At 73.8% G+C, this 20,727-nt stretch carries 11 protein-coding genes; 10 read left to right on the top strand and 1 reads right to left on the bottom strand.

What is annotated here, in order from left to right; translation table 11 throughout:
- Window positions 1-68: 68 nt before the first annotated feature.
- From AB0M29_RS09285 to AB0M29_RS09245, 9 genes are all read left to right on the top strand, one after another.
- Complete coding sequence (locus tag AB0M29_RS09285; protein ID WP_365381269.1) at window positions 69-2,579, top strand: glycoside hydrolase family 3 C-terminal domain-containing protein; 2,511 nt, start codon at window positions 69-71, stop codon at window positions 2,577-2,579.
- Window positions 2,580-2,619: 40 nt separating this feature from the next.
- Window positions 2,620-4,248 (top strand): amidohydrolase, encoded by a 1,629-nt coding sequence (locus tag AB0M29_RS09280; protein WP_365381267.1) that lies wholly within the window; start codon window positions 2,620-2,622, stop codon window positions 4,246-4,248.
- A 220-nt stretch (window positions 4,249-4,468) separates the two neighbouring features.
- Window positions 4,469-5,416, top strand: a complete 948-nt coding sequence (locus AB0M29_RS09275) for an ABC transporter permease (RefSeq protein ID WP_365381264.1) — start codon at window positions 4,469-4,471, stop codon at window positions 5,414-5,416.
- Window positions 5,413-7,338, top strand: coding sequence for a dipeptide/oligopeptide/nickel ABC transporter permease/ATP-binding protein (locus AB0M29_RS09270; protein ID WP_365381262.1), 1,926 nt, complete (start codon window positions 5,413-5,415; stop codon window positions 7,336-7,338). Before AB0M29_RS09275 ends, AB0M29_RS09270 begins: the two co-directional genes overlap by 4 nt.
- A complete protein-coding gene (locus AB0M29_RS09265) occupies window positions 7,335-8,336 on the top strand; it encodes an ABC transporter ATP-binding protein (RefSeq protein ID WP_365381259.1) in 1,002 nt (333 codons plus the stop codon). Before AB0M29_RS09270 ends, AB0M29_RS09265 begins: the two co-directional genes overlap by 4 nt.
- A 45-nt stretch (window positions 8,337-8,381) precedes the next feature.
- Window positions 8,382-9,929 carry an ABC transporter substrate-binding protein gene (locus AB0M29_RS09260; RefSeq protein WP_365381257.1) on the top strand — a complete coding sequence of 516 codons (1,548 nt, stop codon included), beginning with the start codon at window positions 8,382-8,384 and terminating at the stop codon, window positions 9,927-9,929.
- A 78-nt stretch (window positions 9,930-10,007) separates the two neighbouring features.
- Complete coding sequence (locus tag AB0M29_RS09255; RefSeq protein WP_365381254.1) at window positions 10,008-11,516, top strand: carboxylesterase/lipase family protein; 1,509 nt, start codon at window positions 10,008-10,010, stop codon at window positions 11,514-11,516.
- A gap of 48 nt (window positions 11,517-11,564) precedes the next feature.
- Complete coding sequence (locus tag AB0M29_RS09250) at window positions 11,565-13,223, top strand: carboxylesterase family protein (RefSeq protein WP_365381252.1); 1,659 nt, start codon at window positions 11,565-11,567, stop codon at window positions 13,221-13,223.
- 28 nt (window positions 13,224-13,251) lie between these two features.
- Window positions 13,252-14,853: a carboxylesterase family protein gene (locus AB0M29_RS09245; protein ID WP_365381249.1), complete on the top strand. Its 1,602-nt coding sequence runs from the start codon at window positions 13,252-13,254 to the stop codon at window positions 14,851-14,853.
- Window positions 14,854-14,970: 117 nt separating this feature from the next.
- Here AB0M29_RS09245 and AB0M29_RS09240 read toward each other — a convergent pair whose 3' ends face one another.
- Window positions 14,971-17,628, bottom strand: a complete 2,658-nt coding sequence (locus AB0M29_RS09240; protein ID WP_365381246.1) for a LuxR C-terminal-related transcriptional regulator — start codon at window positions 17,626-17,628, stop codon at window positions 14,971-14,973.
- Window positions 17,629-17,860: 232 nt separating this feature from the next.
- Here AB0M29_RS09240 and AB0M29_RS09235 point away from each other — a divergent pair, with 232 nt between their 5' ends.
- Window positions 17,861-20,563 (top strand): LuxR C-terminal-related transcriptional regulator, encoded by a 2,703-nt coding sequence (locus AB0M29_RS09235; protein WP_365381244.1) that lies wholly within the window; start codon window positions 17,861-17,863, stop codon window positions 20,561-20,563.
- Window positions 20,564-20,727: the final 164 nt, after the last annotated feature.

Raw genomic sequence — 20,727 nt, 5'->3', positions numbered from 1 at the left:
GCCCGAGCCCGCCGCCACCCACCGAACCACTCACCCGCCAACCCACCCGATCCGACCGTCAGGAAACCATGAACACCCACACCGAAGCCTCCGCCGCGCACGACAGGGACCGGGAGGCCGCCGTCGAGAAGGCGCTCGCCAAGCTGAGCCTGACCTCCAAGGTCGCCCTGCTCGCCGGAGCCGACATGTGGTCCCTGCCGCCGAACGAGGAGATCGGCCTGGGCCGCCTGGTGATGTCCGACGGTCCCGCCGGCGTGCGCGGCGAGCACTGGACGCCCGACGACCCGTCCGTCGCGATCCCGTCCCCGACTGCGCTCGCCGCCACGTGGGACCCGGAACTGGCCCGCCGCACCGGCCGGTTGCTCGCCCAGGAAGCCCGCCGCAAGGGCGCCCACGTGGTCCTCGCGCCCACCGTCAACCTGCACCGCGGCCCGCGCGGCGGCCGCCACTTCGAGTGCCTGTCCGAAGACCCGTACCTCAGTGGTGAGTTGGGCGCCGCGTTCGTCTCCGGCGTCCAGGACGGCGGCGTCGGCACCACGCCCAAGCACTTCGTGGGCAACGACTCCGAGACCGAGCGCTACACCGTCGACGTCCGGGCCGACGAGCGCACCCTGCGCGAGCTGTACCTCGCGCCCTTCGAGGCGATCGTGCGCAAGGCCCGGCCCTGGGGCCTGATGGCCTCCTACAACCGTGTGAACGGCGTCAGCATGACCGAGAACGACGCCCTCAACAACGGTGTGCTGCGCGACGAGTGGGGCTTCGACGGTGTCATCGTCTCGGACTGGACGGGTGCGCGCGACACCGTCCGCGCCGCGCTCGGCGGCATGGACATCGCCATGCCAGGTCCGGTCACTGTCTACGGCGGGCACCTGGTCGCCGCCGTGCGCGAGGGCCTGGTCCCCGAGACGGCGGTGGACGACCTGGCCCGCCGGGTGCTCCGGCTCGCCGCCCGGGCAGGTCTGCTGGAGGGCGCACCGGCCGCAGTACCCGACGAGCGGCTGCCCGCGCCCGTCGACGGCGAGGCACTGGCCCGCGAGATCGCCGCCCGCTCCTTCGTCCTCGTCCGCAACGAAGGCGGCGCGCTGCCACTCGCGACCGGCCTTTCCCGGATCGCGCTGATCGGAGCGGCGGCGGCCGAGGCCCGGATCGGCGGCGGCGGCAGCGCCCAGGTCTTCCCCACCCGGGTGATCAGCCCCCTCGACGGGCTGCGGGCCGCGCTGCCCGACGACATCGAACTGCGGTACGCGCTCGGGGTGGACCCGCGGGTCCACCTGGCTCCCGCCGCCTTCCCGCTCACCGCGGAACTCCTGGGCCGCGACGCGCGGTCGCTTGCCACGACCGCCCTCGCCGACGGGTCGGTACGCTGGATCGGCGAACTCCCGGCAGGAGTTGCTTTCGGTGAGCTGGCCGCCGTTCGCGTCACCGGCTCCCTCGCTTCCGGGGCGACGGGCACCCACCGCCTGGCGGTGCGCGGCGCCGGGCACTTCCGGCTGGAGGTCGCGGGCCGGGAACTCTTCGACGGCGTCCTGGAGTTCGAGGGCGACGACCCCGCCGGTGCCTTCCTCAACCCGCCGGAGCGGGTGGCCGAGATCGACCTGACGGCGGGCCAGTCCGTCGACATCCGCCTGCTGCACACCCTTCCCGAAGGCTCCGGGTTCGCGGGCTTCGGCCTGGTGTCCTTCTCGCTCGGCCACGCCGCGCCCGGCCGTACCGAGGAGGAGCTCATCGCCGAGGCGGTCGAGGCCGCCGCCGAGGCCGAGATCGCTGTCGTCGTCGTGGCCACCACCGAGGAGGTGGAGAGCGAGGGCGTGGACCGCGCCCACCTGGCGCTCCCCGGCCGCCAGGACGAACTGGTCTCGCGCGTCGCCGCCGCCAACCCCCGTACGGTGGTGCTGGTCAACGCGGGCTCTCCCGTGCTCATGCCCTGGCGCGAGCAGGTGGCCGCCGTCCTGCTCACCTGGTTCCCCGGACAGGAGGCGGGGGCAGCCCTCGCGGACGTCCTGCTCGGCGCGGTCGAGCCGGGCGGCCGGCTGCCCACCACCTGGCCCGCCGAGGAGGCGGACTCCCCGGTCCTGCGGGTGGAGCCGGAGGACGGCGTACTGCCGTACGAGGAGGGCCTGTTCATCGGCTACCGCGCCTGGCAGCGTTCCACCGCGGCCCCCGCGTACTGGTTCGGCCACGGCCTCGGCTACACCGACTGGTCGTACGAGAGCCTGGAGGCGCGGCTCGTCCGTGACCCCGTGGCGGGAGACGACCCCTACGCGGCCGTCGCCGAGGTCAGTGTCGTGGTGCGCAACACCGGGGAGCGCGCCGGGCGGGAGATCGTCCAGCTCTACCTGGCCCACGACGGCTGCGACCCGTCCCGTCCCGCCCGGCAGCTCGCCGCGTTCGCCGTGGTGGAGGCGGCGCCGGGGCAGGAGGCCACGGCGCGGCTGGAGATCCCGCTGCGCGCCGTGCAGACCTGGGACACCTCGGCGGCCAACTGGCGGGTCCGTCCCGGTGAGTACGCGGTGGAGGCCGGGCGCAGCGTGGCGGACCGCCGCCTCACGGTCGCCCTGGACATCCCGCCGATGAGCTGAACCGGCCGCATCTTCCATCGAACTGAGCGAGGAGAGGGAATTGCCCCCACCACAGGCTGATCTGGTCATCCGCGCCGGTGCCGTGCACACACTCGTGCCCGGTGCGGCCCCACAGCGCGCCCTGGCCGTCCAGGGCGACCGCGTCACGGCCGTCTCGCCCGATCCGGCGGGCCTCGACGGCTGGATCACGGAGACCACCGTGGTCATCGACGCACCGGACGCCACCGTGCTGCCGGCCTTCGACGACACCCACACCCATCTGATCTTCGCCGCGTACGGCATCCACGACGTGCCGGTCCACCGGGCCCGCACCATCCCGGAATTCCTCGACCTGATCCGGCAGCGCGCCGCGGTCACGCCGCCGGGGGAGTGGATCCGCACCACCGTCAACTGGCAGGAGGTCAACCTCGCCGAGCAACGGCTGCCCACGGCGGCCGAGTTGGACCAGGTCACCACCGATCACCCCGTGCTGGTCAAACGTGGCGGCCACAACGACGTGCTCAACTCCCACGCGCTGCGGCTCGCCGGAATCACCGAGGACACCCCGCAGCCCGCCGGCGGTCACATCGAGCACGACGCGGACGGTCGGCTGACCGGACGGCTCGTCGACACGGCGATGGCGCTGGTCGAGGGGCTGCTCCCGCGCCCCGACCTGGCCGGCCGGATCGACGGCCTGCGGGCGGCCTCCGCCGACTACGCCGCCACCGGCATCGGTACGGTCCGCGACTGCATGGTCCCCGTCGACGACCTGGAGGTGCTGCGCGCCGCCCACGACGCCGGAGCCCTCGGCGTCCGGATCCGGGCCCTGGTGTCGGGCTTCGGCGCCCGGACCCCGGCGGACGTCGACGACCTGCTGGACCGGATGGAGGGCTGGCGCGACCACGACGACCCCTGGCTGCGTGTGTGGGGCGTGAAGTTCGGCATCGACGGCGGCATCGAGGCCGGCGCCCTGGAGGCGCCGTACACCGACAGGCCCTGCTACTGCGGCACGCTGCTGTGGGAGCCGGACACCCTGGTCGAAGCCGTCGACCGGGTGGTGAGGCGCGGCTGGCGGGTGGGGGTCCACGCCTGGGGGGACCGCGGCCTGCGGGTGCTGCTGGACGTGTACGAGAAGGTGCTCGGACGCTACCCCGGGCTGCCGCGGGGCACGCTGGTGATCGAGCACGGCGGGCTGGCCCGCGCCGGGGAGCGGGCCCGCGCGATCGCCCTGGGCATCCCGGTGACCGTGCAGCACCCGCTGCTGCACGACGCCGCGGCGGCCCAGATCAGGGAGTGGGGCGCCGACCGGGTCGGCGATCTCTTCCCGCTGCGGGAGTGGCTGGACGAGGGCGCCCTGCTGACGGCGGGTTCCGACTTCCCGGTCGGCCCGTACGGCGCGATGACCTCGGTGTGGGGCATGACCACACGTCAGACCGTGGTCGGCCCCCAGGGCCCGCGGCACGCCATCTCCCGCGTCGAGGCGGTCGCGCTGCACACCACCAACGCCGCCCGCCTGCTCGGCGAGACCGACATCCGCGGCGCCCTGGCCCCCGGCATGCTCGCCGACCTGACCCTGTGGGCGGCCGACCCGTTCACCTGCCCCACCGGCCAACTGGCCACCCTGCAACCCGATCTCACCCTCGTCGGCGGCCGTGCCGTCCACGACCCGAGGGGCCTGGCCGCCGGCTGAGCCGAGCCCGTCCGCCACCCGCGGACCGCGGCGGGGCAAATCCCGCCGCGGTCACCCACCGCCGGTTACTCGTGACACCACTCCACCCTCACCGGTGGTGACACGTGTGATCCGACTCCCGGCCCCGGTCGCAACCGGCTGCCCCATGACTCCTGGCCCACCGCCCCGCGTCCACACCTCACCCCGCTGTCTCCAGAGTCGCGCAACAAATGAGGTAAGCATGGCCATTCTCAGGTTGGTGGCCCGACGGCTGCTCTCGTCGGCCCCCCTGCTCTTCGTCGTCTCAGGTCTGACATTCGTCCTGGTCTCCCTCGTACCCGGAGACCCCGCCCGCACCATCGCCGGCCAGCACGCCACGGCCGAGCAGTACGCGAGCGTCCGCGCTCAACTCGGCCTGGACCGGCCGCTGGCCGCCCAGTACTGGCACTGGCTGGAGAAGGTCTTCCACGGTGACCTCGGCTCCTCGCTGTTCAGCGGGGAGCCCGTGACCTCCCTGCTCAACAGCCGGCTGCCCGTCTCGCTGTCCCTGATCGTCGCGGGCACCGTGGTGTCGGGCCTGCTGGGCGTGGGGCTCGGCCTGGCCAGCGCGCGACGGGGCGGACTGCTGGTCAGGACCGTCGACGGGCTGTCCCTGCTGGGCCTGGCGGTACCGGCGTTCTGGTTCGCGCTCGTCCTGATCGCGCTCTTCGCCGTCAAGCTGCCGTGGTTCCCGGTGACCGGGTACGTTCCGCTGCTCGACGATCCCGCCCAGTGGGCCCGCTCGCTGGTACTGCCGGTCCTGTCGCTGTCGCTCGGTGCGGTGGCGATCATCGCCAAGCAGACCCGCGACTCGGTCCTGGACACCCTCGGCAAGGACTTCATCCGCGTCATGGAGGCCAACGGCTTCCGGCGGCGCTCCCTCCTCTACCGGCACGTGATGCGCAACGCCGCCCTGCCGGTGGTCACCGTCCTCGGCGTGGTCCTGGTCAACCTGCTGGCAGCCGCGGTGTTCGTGGAGACCGTCTTCGCCATGCCGGGCATGGGCAGCCTCACCCAGCAGGCCACCGTCGAGCACGACATCCCGGTCATCCAGGGCGCCGTCCTCTACATCACCGTGCTGGTGGTCGTCGTCAATCTCCTGGTCGACCTCGCCTACGGGCGCCTCGACCCGCGGGTGCGTGCGGCATGACCGACCGGACTCCTCTCACCGATGCCGCCGGGGCGCCCGCGCGCCGTGGCCTGCCGCGCCGTCTGGCCCGGCGCCCGTCCGCGGTGTTCGCGGTCGGCTGGCTGGCGATGCTCACCGCGGTCACCACCGGGGCGGCGCTGATCGCCTCGCACGGGCCGCTGGACCAGGACCTCGACAGCGTCCTGGCCGGACCGTCGGGCGCGCACCCGCTGGGCACCGACACCCTCGGCCGGGACCTGCTGAGCCGCCTGCTGTTCGGCGGCCGGTCCACGCTGTTCGCGGTCGTCGAGGCGCTGGCGGTGTTCCTCGTCATCGGCGTCACCCTCGGCCTCGCGTCGGGCTATCTGGGCGGCTGGGTCGACTGGCTGGTCACCAGGACCGCCGACCTGATGTTCGCCCTGCCCGGCATCATCATCGTCCTGGTCGTCCTGTCGGTCTTCCCCGGCAACCTGCATGCCGCGATGATCACCTTCGGCATCCTGGGCAGCCCCGGGCTGATCAGGATCCTGCGCGCGCAGACCCTCGGCATCCGCGAGGAGCTGTACGTGGCGGCGGCCAGGGTCGCGGGCCTGTCCCGCGGCCAGATCCTGCGGCGCCACGTCCTGCCCCGGCTGGCGAGCACCGTCATCGTCCAGGCCGCGCTGTTCGCCGCGATCGTCGTGACGATCCAGGCCGGACTCGGCTTCCTCGGGCTCGGTGCCCAGCCGCCGAACCCCTCGTGGGGCGGCCTGGTCGCCGACGCCTCGCAGGCCATCGACCGGGACCCGTGGATGCTCGTCCCCGCGGGCGTCCCGCTCGTCATCACCGTGATCGCCCTCGGCCTGCTCGGTGACGCGATCCGCGACGCCGCGGTGGAGAACTGGTCGGCCGGCCGGAGCACCGCGTCCCCGCGGCGCACGCCCGTACCGGAGCGGTCGTCCACGAGCGAGGCGGCCGACCCGCCGGACCACGACGCGCTGCTGTCGGTACGCGACCTGTCGATCTCCATCGGCGGCATCCCCGTCGTGCAGGGCGTCAGCTTCGACGTCCACGCGGGGGAGACCCTCGGCGTCGTCGGCGAGTCGGGCTGCGGGAAGTCCGTCACCTCCCTCGGCGTCCTCGGCCTCGTGCCGGGCGGCGGCCGGGTCACCGGTGGCCGGGTCGTCTTCGACGGCACCGACCTAGTGGACGATCCCGCGGCGCTGGCCCGTGTGCGCGGTGCCGGTATCGCCTATGTCTCCCAGGAGCCGATGGTCGCTCTCGACCCGACGTTCACCGTCGGCAGGCAGCTGGCCGAGGCGGTCCGCACGCACCACCGAGGTGCCCGCGCCGCCACCCGCGACCGGGTCCTGGAACTCCTCGCCATGGTCAACATCCCCGACCCGGCGGCCGTCGCGGCACGCTACCCCCACCAGCTCTCCGGCGGCATGGCACAGCGCGTGGCCATCGCCCTCGCCCTCGCCGGCGAACCGCGGCTCCTCATCGCCGACGAACCCACCACCGCGCTCGACGTCACCGTCCAGGCGGAGATCCTCACCCTGCTGCGCACCCTGCAGGACAAGACCGGCATGGCCGTCGTCATCGTCACCCACGACTGGGGTGTGGTGGCGGACCTGTGCCACCGCGCGGTGGTCATGTACGCGGGCCAGGTCGTCGAACGCGCCGACGTCGAGCAGGTGTTCGCCCTCCCGCTCCACCCGTACACGGCAGGGCTCCTGGCGGCGAACCCGCACCTGGCGGCCGCCGGCCGGGCACTGCCCACCATCCCCGGCACCGTGCCGCCGCCCGGCAACTGGCCCGACGGCTGCCGGTTCGCCGCCCGCTGCACCAGGGCCGACGAGGGGTGCACCGCCGCCGCCGTGCCGCTGACCGAACCGGCCCCCGCCCGGATCACCCGCTGCGTCCGTGCCGAGCAGCTCCTGTTGGAGGCCGAGCGCCGATGACCGCCCCGACCATCCTCGACATCCGCGACCTGAGCGTCGAATTCCGCCAGGGCCGCCGTACCCCACCGCTCAGAGCCGTCGACGGGGTCTCGCTGACCATCGGCAACGGCGAGACCGTCGGCCTCGTCGGAGAGTCCGGATCCGGCAAGTCCACCATCGGCCGCGCCGTGCTCGGCCTCAACCCCGTCCACTCCGGCCAGGTGTTCTTCGACGGCACCGACATCACCCGGGCCGACGCCAGGACCCGGCGCACCATCAGCTCGTCCCTCCAGGTGGTCTTCCAGGACCCGTACTCCTCCCTCAACCCGGCTCGCACCATCGGCCAGACGCTGGCCGAACCCCTGCTGGTCCACGACAGACCCGGGCGCGGGCGGACCGCCGACCGCGTGGCGGCCATGCTGGAGCGCGTCGGTATGCCGGCCGGCACCGCGCACCGGTACCCGGGGCAGTTCTCCGGCGGGCAGCGGCAGCGCATCGCCATCGCCCGCGCTCTCATGCTCTCCCCGCGCCTGGTGATCTGCGACGAACCCGTCAGCGCCCTGGACCTGTCCATCCAGGCCCAGGTGATGAACCTGCTGGCCGACCTCCAGCGGGAGATGAACCTCGGCTACCTGTTCATCGCCCACGACCTGCCCGTCGTCCGGCACCTCTCGCACCGCATCGTCGTCCTGTACCGGGGCCAGGTCATGGAGTCGGGACCGGCCGAGCGGCTGTACGCGTTCCCCGCGCATCCCTACACCCGGATGCTCATCGACGCCGTCCCGGAGCCGGACCCGGCCGCCCAACGCTCCCGCAGAACAGCGCGCGAGGCGGTTGCCCCGCCCGCGCCCCCGGCCCGTACGGGATGCGCCTTCGCCCATCGCTGCGCCCACGCCGTCGACATCTGCCGCACCGCGCGGCCCGTCCTGCTGCCGCTGCCCACCGGATCGGTCCCCGACGGCGCCGCGCACCTGTCCGCCTGCCACCGCTCGAACGAACTGGCCGCTCCGGCCGCCTGACCGTCGCCGGTCCGGCCCACCACCCGCACCCCGAAGGGACGCACCATGCTCAGACGCCGAACGGCCCCCGCCCTGGCGGCAGTCGCCCTGCTCGCCGCCTCCGTCACCGCCTGCGGAAGCGCGGCACACTCCTCCCAGAGTCAGGGCGACACCCTCACCATCGTCTCCGCCAGCCCGCCGGCGAGCCTCAACCCGGCCAAGGCCAACGTCGGTTCCGACAACTGGTTCGTCAACCTCAGCTACGACACCGTCCTGCGGATGGGCGCGGGCGGCACGGTCGACGCCGGACTCGCCACCACGTGGGGATACGTCGGAGCAGGCAACCGGACCTTCGACTTCACCCTCCGTGAGGGCGTCACGTTCGCCGACGGCACTCCCGTCACCGCCGACGCCGTCGCGGCCTCGCTCAACTACTCGCGCAAGAACGGCCTCAACGTCGCCTGGGTCTCCGCGATCGACTCCGTCACCGCCACCGGCCCCCTCACCGTACGGATCCACTGCTCGTCCGCCCACCCCAACCTGCCGCAGATGCTCAGCCAGGTCCTGATGATCGGCTCGGTGATCAGCCCCAAGGGACTGGCGGACCCGTCGAAACTGGGCACGCAGTCCTTCGGCGCGGGCCCCTACCTCCTGGACACCGCGCACACCGCCTCCGGCGACCACTACACGTACACCCCGAACCCCCACTACTGGGACAAGTCCAAGATCCACTGGAAGAAGGTGGTCATCAAGGTCATCCCCAACCCGAACTCGGCGCTGCAGGCCGTCAAGACCGGCCAGGCCGACATCATCACCCTCAACCCGGGCCAGGTGGACACCGCCAGGTCCGGCGGCCTGACCATCACCAAGTCGCCCGCCGTGTTCATGGGCGTCAACCTCGCCGACCGCGACGGCACCCTCGCCGCGCCGCTGAAGGACCTGCGGGTCCGGCAGGCCCTGAACTACGCCGTCAACCGCCCGGCCATCACCAAGGCCATCGTCCAGCAGTACGGCGCGCCCACCGACGAGATCACCCTGCCGGGCCTGGACAGCTACGCGGCCGACTACGACAACCACTACCCCTACGACCCCGCCAAGGCCAGGAAGCTGCTCGCCGAGGCCGGATACCCCAACGGCTTCTCGCTGAAGATGGAGACCCAGGGACTGATGGGGATCGACCTCGTCACCCAGGCCGTCGTCGAGCAGTGGAAGCAGATCGGCGTCAAGGCCGAGATCACCACCGACACCAGCATCGGCCAGTGGCTGGGCAACGCCACCTCCCGGAAGTACTCCGCCCTCGGCTTCGGCTACGGCGGCGCCACCGGCTACGTGGTCTCCCTCGACTGGATGCTGCCGCACCCCACCGCGTTCAACCCCTTCGCCACCCAGGACCCGGAACTGACCCGCCGCCTGGCCGCCGCCGCGGCGGCGCCCGCCGACCGGGGCCCGGCCCTCTACCAGGACATCATGCGGTACGCCGTCGACCAGGCATGGTTCGTCTCGGTCCTGCGCATGGACGGGATCTACGCCTACAACGCCCGCAAGGTGACCGGCTTCGCCGCCTCTCCCGGCTCCCTGCCCGACCTCGCGTGGTCCACCGCGCCCAGGACCTGACCTCCCCGTGAAGGGGCCGGCCGGAACCACCGGCCGGGCCCCCACCGGACACCTCTCGCGCCGGAAGGAACCCGCGACGTGATCGTCCACACCGCGCACGGCCCGATCGAGGGCACCGCCACCGCCGGTGGCGCCGTCTTCAAGGGCATCCCCTACGCCGCCCCGCCCACCGGCCCGCTGCGCTTCCGGCCGCCGCGGCCGGTCACACCGTGGCGGGAGACCCGGCCCGCCACCGCCTACGGCCCGGCCGCCCCGCAGCCGCGCGACGAGCTGCTGGAGAAGATGTTCGGCCGGCCGCCGTTCCCGACCGACGAGGCCGCCTGTCTGACCGTCAACGTGTGGACGCCGTCCACCGGCGGCGGTCCGCGGCCGGTCATGGTCTGGCTCCACGGTGGCGCCTTCCGCACCGGGTCGGGCAGCGACCCGGTCTTCGACGCGGGCCATCTGACCGAGCGTCACGATGTCGTTGTCGTCACCGTCAACTACCGGCTCGGCGCGCTGGGCTTCCTCCACCTGGGCGACCTGCTCGGCGAGGAGTACGCGCACAGCGGCAACACCGGCCTGCTCGACCAGGTCGCCGCCCTCGCCTGGGTCCGTGACAACATCGCCGCGTTCGGCGGCGACCCGGCGAACGTCACCCTGTTCGGGCAGTCCGCGGGTGCCATGAGCGCCTTGTGCCTGATGGCCGTGCCCGCCGCCAGGGGGCTCTTCCACAAGGCGATCATCCAGAGCGGCAACGCCGAGTTCGTCCACCCGCCGGAGCGCGCCACCGCACTCAGCCGCGAACTCCTCTCCCTGCTCGGCCTAGACGAGGCCACCGCCCACCGCCTGCACGAGGTCGAACCGCGGGCCCTCGTCACCGCCCAGCAGTCGCTGGAGCAGGCCATGGCGGCCCGCGGCGAGGGCCCCGGCCTGCCCTTCCTCCCGGTCGTCGACGCGATCACGCTGCCGACGACCCCCTTGGAGGCGATCAGGTCGGGGCGCGCCGCGCGCGTCCCGCTGATCGTCGGCGCAACTCTCGAGGAAGCACGGCTGTCCCTGCTCCTCGCCCCGCCCGACCCCGTCGACGAGGCGGCGCTGCCGGGGCTCTTCGGAGCCGCCTACCGCGATCCGGGAACGGCCCTGGCGGCGTACCGGGCGGTCGAACCCGACCCGACGCCCACCGGCCTCGCGACGGCGCTCGCCACCGAGCGGATGTTCCGCGCACCCACCGCCCGTATCGCCGACGCCCACGCCGTATGGACCCCCGACGTGTGGCACTACCTGTTCACCTGGCGCTCGACCGCGCTCGGCGGACACCTGGGCGCCTGCCACTCCCTCGAACTGCCCTTCGTCTTCGGCAACCTCGGCCAGAGCTCCGTGCCGCGGTTCACCGGGGCCGCACCGCCCCGGCCCCTGGCGGACGCCATGGGCGCCGCCTGGACGGCCTTCGCCCGCCATGGCACCCCCGGTGCCCGCTGGCCCGCCTTCGAACCCCGGGACCGTCCCACCATGATCTTCGACCGGCGCACCCGCGTGAGCGGCGACCCGCTCCGCACCGTCCACGGCCTGGAAGCGGCCACCGGCGACCGCGTGCCCGCCCCCTGACCCACCACCCGGCGCGAGAAGCACCCCCCACATCCCTTGGAGTCACTCATGCGACCTCACGCGCTCGTCCGACCGCACCGCGGTATCGTCCTGCTCCTCGCACTCGCCCTCGCCGTCCTGTTACCGCAAGCCCTCCCGGCCCGCGGAGCGACCACGGACTCCGCCCCGCAACCACTGGCGGTCACCACCTCCGGGGTGGTGGCGGGGCAGACCACCGACGGCGCACAGGAGTTCCTCGGCATCCCGTACGCCGCCCCGCCCACCGGAGACCGCCGCTTCCGTGCACCCCGACCCGCGGCCCGCTGGGACGGGGTGCGGCAGGCCACCCACCAGGCGCCGGCCTGCCTGCAGTTCTCGCCGTACGGTCTCAGGGACCCGCGGAACGTCAGCGAGGACTGCCTCTACCTCGACGTCTACCGCCCGGCCGCCGCGCTCCCCGGGGCCAGGCTGCCGGTGATCTTCTGGATGCACGGGGGCGGCTTCACCCAGGGCACCGGCACCCAGTTCGGCGGCCGGACCATGGCCGATCTCACCGGCACCATCGTCGTCAGCGTCAACTACCGGCTGGGCCAGCTCGGTTACCTCGCCCTGCGGCAGTTCGGCCAGGAAGGCACCAGCGGATCGGGCACCTGGGGCCTGCAGGACCAGATCGCCGCCCTCACCTGGACCCGCCGCAACGCGGCGGCGTTCGGCGGCGACCCGGGCAACATCACCATCGCGGGCCAGTCCGCCGGCGCCGCGTCGGTCTGCGCGCTCCTCACGTCCCCCAGCACCACCGGGCTGTTCAGCCGCGCCATTCTGCAGAGCGGCCCCTGCACCCTCCTCACCGCCCCCGACCAGCAGAGCGCCCAGGCCGACGGCCAGGCGTACGCCGCGGACGCCGGCTGCCCCCAGGGCCCCGGCACCCTCGACTGCCTCAGGAACGCACCGGCATCCGCCCTGCTCGCCGCCGCCCAGGCGCACCCCGTCACCGGACCGGCCACCGGCACACCCGTCCTGCCCCGCCAGCCCTCCGAGGCCATCGCGGCCGGAGACTGGCACAAGGTACCGATCCTGATCGGCTCCAACGCCGCCGAGGCCCGCTTCTTCGTCGCCCTCACCCAGCCCTACCTCACCCCCGACCAGTACACCGCCCAGATCACCGCCACCTACGGCTCCGCGGCGCCCGACGTGCTGGCCCACTACCCGCTGACGCACTACGCCTCGCCCTACCTCGCCTGGTCCGCGCTGCTCACCGACTCCACCTTCGCCTGCCAGACCTACCGGGCAGCCAACGTCCTGCGCGGCCAAGTGCCGACCTACGTCTACGAGTTCGACGACCCGAACTCGCCGACCCTCGCGGGCGCCCAGGTCCCCGGGCTGGACGAGTCCAACGCGCACAGCGCCGAACTCGCCTACCTCTTCGACTTCACCATGGCCGACCGCCCGCTGACCCCCGCACAGCTGGTGCTGGCCGACCAGATGAAGCGCTCCTGGGCGGCCTTCGCCCTCACCGGCGACCCGGCCGCCGTCGGCCGGACGGCCTGGCCGCCGCTGACCGGTGACACCTACCTCGTCCAGAGCCTCCGCCCGGACGGGGCCACCCGCACCATCACCACGTTCGCCGCCGACCACCAGTGCGCGTTCTGGGCGTCCGCCGCCGCACGGTCCGGGAGCGGCGCGCGGTCGCGCCTCCCCCAGCCGGCCACCGATGTGTCGTACCCGTGACAAGAGACAGCTCGCAGGAGGAACCAGGATGAATCCGGTCGTCGTGACCACCGCCGGGCCGGTCGAGGGAACAGCCTCGGACGGGTTGCGGATCTTCAAGGGGATCCCGTACGCGGCACCACCCGAGGGCCCGCTGCGCTTCGCCGCAGCGGCTGCGCCCGAGCCGTGGGAAGAGGTGCGCCCCGCCCGCGAGTTCGGCGCCGCACCACCCCAGATGCCACTGCTCCCGGGGATGCCGGTCGCCTGGCGTCCCGAGGACGGATGCGACTGCCTCACCGTCAACGTGTGGACCCCCGCCGGAGAGGGGGACCGCCTGCCGGTGATGGTGTGGATCTACGGCGGCGGATGGAAGTCCGGCCACAGCGCCGACCCGGCCTACGACGGGGCCGTCCTGGCCCGCGGCGGTGTCGTCATGGTGACCTTCAACTACCGTGTCGGCTTCGAGGGTTTCGGGTACGTGCCCGACGCCCCCGCCAACCGCGGCTTCCTCGACCAGGCGGCCGCGCTGCGCTGGGTGGCGGAGAACATCGCGCGGTTCGGCGGTGACGCGGACAACGTGACCGTCTTCGGGGAGTCCGGCGGCGGCGCCTCCGTGGCGGCGCTGCTGTCGGCGCCGGCCGCCAAGGGCCTGTTCCACCGGGCCATCGTCCAGAGCATGGCCGGGCGCTTCCTGCCCGAGGAGGAGGCCGCGCGCATCTCCGCCCTCATCGCGAAAGCCGCCGGGGTGAAGCCCGCCGACGTGGGCACCGTGCCGCCCGAGCGGCTGCTCGCGGTCCAGGACGCGCCACTGGAGGCGATGGAGGCCGACCCCGCGGCCTGGACCACGCCGGAGGCGATCACGGCGTTCTCGCCGGTCATCGACGGTGTCACGGTGGTGGACCAGCCATGGCTGGCCGTCCGCGCGGGCGCCGCGCGCGAGGTCGACCTGATCTGCGGCTACACCCGCGACGAGTTCACCCTGTTCGCGATGGAGCGCGGCCTGGTCGCAATGGGTGTCGGGGACCTGGCCAGGACCCTGCCGATGGCCCTGCGCATGGCCGCCCAGCAGCTGCGCGGCAAGGAACGGCCCGCCCCGGCACCCCACCCCCGGCGCAAACGACGCAGCGGCCGCGCCGCCCGCGCCGCGCTGGACCTCGCCGCCGTCGCCGGCCACCTGCGGCTGGGCGCCGCGGCCGCCGACAGCTACCGCACCGCCTACCCGGACCTGACCGACCCCCAGCTGTACACCGTCATGTACTCCGACGCGCTCTTCCGTATGCCCACCACCTGGCTGGCGCTCGCCCACTCCGCGGCGGGCGGCCGCACCCACCTCTACGAGTTCGCCTGGCACAGCCCGGTCTGGGGCGACGTGCTGGGCGCGGTCCACACCATCGACCTCCCGGTGACCTTCGGCACCCCGCACAGCCCGATGGGCTCCTTCCTCCTCGGCCGCTCCGCCCCCGCCGAGTTCTTCCGCCTGTCCGCCCAACTCCGCACGTCCTGGACCTCCTTCGCCACCTCGGGAGACCCCGGCTGGCCCCGCTTCACCCCCACCACCCCGGTCGCCCGGGTCTGGGACGTCCCCCCGTCGGAGACAACCGACCCCCTGTCCGCCTCCCGCCAGATCTGGCAGCTCCGCTCAGGGCTCTGAAGCCCCTCCGGCCGGGCCGCTTCCCCGAACGAGGCGGCCCCGCCCGGGCGCGGCGCTCAACGCCCCGGACGCCACCAGCGGTTGAGCGTCCGGGGACGGTCTCGGCGCGGACCCGCCCTAGGAGCGACCGGCACCGCCGAGGGCCCAGGCGAGTTCCCGGCGGCCGGAGACGCCGAGCCTGCGGTACACGCTCTGCAGGTGGTTGTCGACCGTGCGGACCGACAGCCGCAGGGAGGCCGCGATGTCCTTGCTGGTGGAGCCGCCGGCGGCCAGCAGGGCGATCTCCCGCTCCCGGGCGGTGAGAGCGGCTGCGGTCGGGGCGGGCGCCAGCAGGGGCGTGCGGACGGCTCCGCAGCGGGCGGCGCAGGCCGCGGACCGTCTGGCAGCGGCGGCGGCCCGGTGGGTGTGCCCGGCGCGCGTCCAGGCCGCGGAGGTCGCCGAAGCCGCCTCCGCGGCCAGCAGGTCCGCGCCGATGGCTTCCAGCTCGCCGGAGACGTCCGCCAGCGCCTCGGGGTCGCCGGCGGCAAGAGCCGCGGCGAGGGCGGCCCGGGCCGCCGCGAGGACCCCGTCACACCGCTGGGCGATCGAGGCCAGCCTGTCGGCGGCCGGTTCCGGGCCGCCCAGCCTGGCGAGGTCGGTGAGCAGCAGCCCCTCGGAAGCCAGGTCGCCGCCGACCCGCGCGGAGGCGGCCGCCTCGGTCAGCGTCCGCCGTGCCTCCGCCAGTTGGCCCCGGGCCGCGTACAGCCACGCCTCGCCCAACCGGTCCTCCCCGGCGCGGAAGTCGGAGGGCGGATGCTCCGCCGCCTCACGTTCGATGCTCTCCGCCGCCGCGATGTCACCGGTCAGCGCGGCGCAGGCGGCCAGCCCGGCCAGCCCGAGCCGCATACCGCGATGGATGCGAAAAGTGCGGCAGGTCGCCACCGTCTCGGCGAACCAGCGGTGGGCGGGCTCCACATGGCCGGCCAGCCACTCGGTGCGAGCCTGGTGGAAGGCGAGCCAGATCCAGGTGACCGGGTTCTGCTCGTGCCCGTGCGTCTCCCACGCGCCGTGCCCGACGGTCCGTGCCTCCGCCAGTCGGCCTGCCTCGGCCAGGGCCAGCGTCTGGGAGATCAGATGGCCGATCGGGGCGAACAGCAGGGACTGCTCGTCCAGTCGGCGGTGCAGATCGTAGGCGCGCCCGGCGAACGCCACCGCCTCCTCGGCCCGGCCCGTGACGGCGAGGGCCACGGGCTTCATCATCGCGGCCATCAGCCAGACGCTGGAGTTCGGGGACAGCCGCGGGTCGGGGTCCAGCTCGTCCAGTAACTCCAGGCTCCGCGCGGGTCCACCCGACGCGGCGCGCAGGGCGCCCTCGTTGACCCGCAGCATGCGCTGCTCGTCCGCCCCGGACAGGCTCTCGCGGGCGGCGGTGTTGACCGCGAGGGTGGCGGCGACGTCGTTCGCCGCCCAGAACAGGTTCAGGGTGCGGGCGAAGGCCACGTCCAGCCGCTCGGCGTCGGTCGCGGCAAGCCCGGCGGCCCCGACGAGGGTCTCCTCCGCCCGCGTGGCGTCCCCGAGCTCGAAGAGGGCCTCGCCGAGCAGCAGTTGGCTGCGCGCGGTGTGGTCCCGCGCGCTCAGCGAGCGCAGGAGGAAGACGACCTGACGGTAGTCCCGCACATGGCGGGCGAGGGTGGCCGCGCGCAGCAGGAGAGCGGGATCGGCCGTGCCGTGCGCCGCGAGGCGCCAGGTGGCCAGGTTCAGGACGTCCTCGCGTCGGCGGGCGCCGTACGCCTCGACGCGCTCGATCTGCCCCAGCAGCAGAGTCCGGCGGCGCAGCGTCGGCAGTTCCGCCCGTACCGCCTCGCCGTAGAGCGGGTGCAGGAACTGGACGGTGGCGCGCCTACGGTCGGTGGTGACCTCGATGAGCCCGCTGTCCTCCAGCCCGGCCAGAACGTCGCGGGAGACCACCGCCCGGGCGTCGGCCAGCGACAGCGTGCCGCACAGGGCCAGCAGTTCCAGCACGGGCCGGCCGACCCGGTCCGCGGCCGACAGCCGGGCGGCCATCAGCTCGGCCAGTTTCGGTGTGCCCCGTGACCTGCTCCGGTTCAGCTCCCAGATCTGCCCGTCGCCGTACAGGGTGCCGGCGGCCAGCGCGCCGGTGACCAGCTCGCGCAGGTACAGCACGTTGCCGCCCGAGGCGGTGTGCAGGTCACGGACCGCGCGCCGTCCCACCCGGCCGCCCAGCGCCGCCTCCAGGACCTCGGCGACCTGCTCCCGGTCGAGTTCGGCCAGCTCCGTACGGCTGACCCCTTCGGCGGCGCACAGGGCGAGCACCGCCTCGCTGACCGGTTCACCGGCCCGGACGGTGGCGATCAGCCGCACCGCCCGGGTCTGCGACAACTGCCGCAGCAGGACCGCCGAGGTGGCGTCCAGCAGGTGCAGGTCGTCGATGAGGAACGCCCAGCGGCGGTCGCCGTGCGGCCCTGCGAGCGCGGCGGCCACGCGCGGGAAACCCGCGGCCGGATCCGACAGATCGACCGTCGCCGGGATGAGGTGGGCGATCGCCCCCAGAGGCACCGTGCCGGCGCCGGCCGTGGCCCGCGCACGAGCCGTGCGGTAACCGTCCCGCGCGGCACGGGCCAGACACTCCTCGGCCAGTCGCGTCTTTCCCACCCCGGCAGGTCCCCACAGCACGCAGCCCCGGAAGCGTCCGGTGGCCCACTGCTCGCCGAACGCCGCGAGTTCGGCGTCCCGCGCGACCAGGGGCCAGCGGGAAGCCGGATTGTGTGTACCCATGACCCCTCTGTGGCGCATACAGGGCCATAGCCCACACTACGGTGATTCTTCATGCCACGACCGGTAGGCGTCCAGCGCTTCGCACCGGACGCCCACCGTCTCCGCTCCCCGGCCCGTACCGGGAGCACAGAACTTTGTGCGGGCCGCGGCCATTACGCATGAGTAGGGTGAAGTGCGCGTACCGCCCCGGCAGTTCCCAGGAGGCGGCCGCACGCGACGCGAGGGGGGCGTTGTGCGAGTTTCGGACGGGGGAACGACATGGCCTCTGGTGGCCCGGGACAGCGAGCTGGCGACGTTCGATCAGGCGTGGGCTGACCGGCGGCTTCGCGGGGCGGTGCTGTTCGGGCCGGCAGGGGTGGGTAAGTCCCGGCTCGCGGAGGAGTTCCAGTCGCGGACGGTGGGTGGTCGCTGGACGGGGACCCACATAGCCGCCGGGAGCAGTCCCCACGTGCCTCTGGGCGCGGTGGCGCATCTGCTGCCGGACGGGGCGGACCTCACCGATCCGGTACGGGGCTTCGCCGCCGTCGCCCGCGACCTGGCGGGGCCGCGGGGGAACCGCCGGTGGGTGGTGCTCGTCGACGACCTCCACCTGCTGGACACCGCCTCGACGGTGCTCCTGCACTACCTGCTGGACGCCGGGGTGATCCGGTTGATCGGTACGGTGCGCACCGGCGCGCCCTTCGGCGACGCGGTCGACGCCCTGGCCCAGGGCGACGCGATGCTCCGGATCGACCTGGCTCCCTTCGACGCCGAGCAGACCGACAGGGTGCTGCGCGGGGTCCTCGGAGGTCCGGTCGACCGGCAGGCGCTGCGGGCGTTCTTCGAGTCGTCCCTGGGCAACGCCCTCTACCTGCGGGAACTGGTCCACGCCGCGCTGGAGGCCGGGACGCTCACCCACGACGGGGAGATCTGGACGCTGGCACAGGACGCGACTCCGGTCCCCTCCGTGCTGGCGGAGCTGATCTCCGCCCGGCTGGCCACGGTGACCGGCCCGGGCCGGGCGGTGCTGGAACTGCTCGCCCTGTGCCAGCCGGTCGCGCTCGCCGACGCCCAGGCGGTGGCGGGGCTGGAGGCGCTGGTCGAGCTGGAGGAGTCCGGCCTCACCCGCGTCCACCAGGACGGCCGGCGCACCACGGTCTCCCTCGCCCACCCGCTGTACGGGGAGGTGCTGCGGGACGGAGTGCCGCGGTCGCGGCGGCGCCGACTGCTGATCCAGCACATCGAGCAGGTCAAGGCCCACGGGGGCCGCCGGCGCAGCGACGCCGTACGGCTGGCCGCCCGGCAGCTGGCCGCCACCGGCACCGCCGACCCCGCGCTGCTGCTACGGGCGGCGATGATCGCGCGGCAGGCCCACGACCACCGGCAGGTCGACGAGTTGCTGAGCGCGCTTCCCGACGGCCACCGCACCGCGAGCACCTGCCTGATGAACGGCGAGGCGCTGATGTACCTTGCCCGCTGGCAGCGGGCCGACGTGCTGATGGCGGAGGCGGAGAGCCGGGCGGTGGGCGAGCGGGAACGGGTCACCTCGGTGATCGTGCGCACTGCCAACCTCTACTGGGCCGCGGCCCGGACCCAGCAGGCGATCGACGTCAACGAAGCGGCGCTCGCGCTGGTTTCCGACCCGGCGAGTCGGCGGCTGCTCCGGCTCAACAAGGGCGCGATGCTCGCCACCGCCGGCCGGCCGGCCGAGGGCGCGAAGCTGCTCGCGGACGTCGAGGCCGACTTCCGGCTCCCGAAGGACGCCACCGCGTCGCCGGAGAGCGGCGTGTGGGAGGCCGCCGCGCTCAGCAGGACCGCGGCCCTGTGCTGCGGCGGCCGGGTCGAGGAGGCCGTCGAGTGGGGCTGGCGGGTCTACGCGGCCCACCAACTGCTCGCCCAGCAGGGTCAGGCGACCCGCACCCCGTACTCCCAGCTCAATATGCTGGTCTTCGCGCTGGGGGACGCGGGGCAGCTGAACCTCGCGCGGGAGACCTCGGAGGTGGCGCTGGCCGGCCTGGTCGACGCCGACGTCGCCCTGCCGCGCATCTGGATGACGGCGTTCCGGGGCCGGGTGGAGTGGCTGGCCGGGGACGTCGCGGCGGCCCGCCGGTGGTACGCCGAGGCGGTCGCCCAGGCCCGTACCCACGGCTTCCTGCCGCCGCTGCGCCAGGCGTGGGCCGGACTCGGCGCCTCCGCGGCGCTCCTCGGTGATGTGCGGGCGGCCGAGGCGGCGGTGGCGGAGATGCGGAACAGTCCCGAGGTCGGCTTCGCGGCCGGGGAGGAGGGACTGGCCCAGGCGTGGCTGCTGGTCGCCCAGGGACGCCTGGCGGAGGCCCGCACCGTGCTGACCGAGTCCGCCCGGGACGCCCGGCGCACCGGTCACCGCACCTCGGAGCTGCAGCTGCTGACGGACGTCGCCCGGCTGGGCGGCGCGGCGGAGGTGGTCGACCGGCTCACCGCCCTGGGCCGGCTCTACGACGGTCCCTTCGCCGCCGCACGGATACGGTTGGCGACCGGCCTCGCCGAGGACGACGCGGCCGTGCTCCAGGCGGTCGCGGGTGAACTGGAGGACCTGGGCGCGCACTTGCTCGCCGCCGAAGCCGCATCGGCGGCGGCGGCCGTGTGGCGGAGCACCGGCCACCCCCGCCGGGCCACCGCCGCCGCCCACCACGCGCGGGCGTACACCGAGCGCTGCCCGGGAGTGCGCACCCCGCTGCTCGTCACCACGCACACCGCACCGGCCGCCAGATCGCTGAGCGAGCGGGAGCACGAGGTCGCCGTGCGTGCCGCCGCCGGCACCTCCAGCAGGGACATCGCCGTGGACCTCCACCTCTCGGTGCGGACCGTCGACAACCACCTGCAGCACATCTACGCCAAGCTCGGCATCACCAACCGCGGACAACTGCCCCGCTTCCTCGGCGCGCCGGCCCCGGACGACCAGCCGTCGCCCAACTGACCGCCGCGGGAAGACCCGATGGAGCACGACGGGCGGCTCCGCTGAGCGGAACACCGCGCGACAGCGCCTTCCCGGCGTTCCATAGTTCGTTGCCGTAGAGCTCGCAGGGGCGCCCCCGCGAGCTCGGCCTTGTCAGCGCAACTCGTCGAAGGAGTACGTCGAGA

The organism is Streptomyces sp. NPDC051976 (genome assembly GCF_040680795.1).
In the GTDB taxonomy this organism is placed as follows: Bacteria; Actinomycetota; Actinomycetes; order Streptomycetales; family Streptomycetaceae; genus Actinacidiphila.
This window is presented reverse-complemented; position numbering and strand designations above follow the sequence as displayed.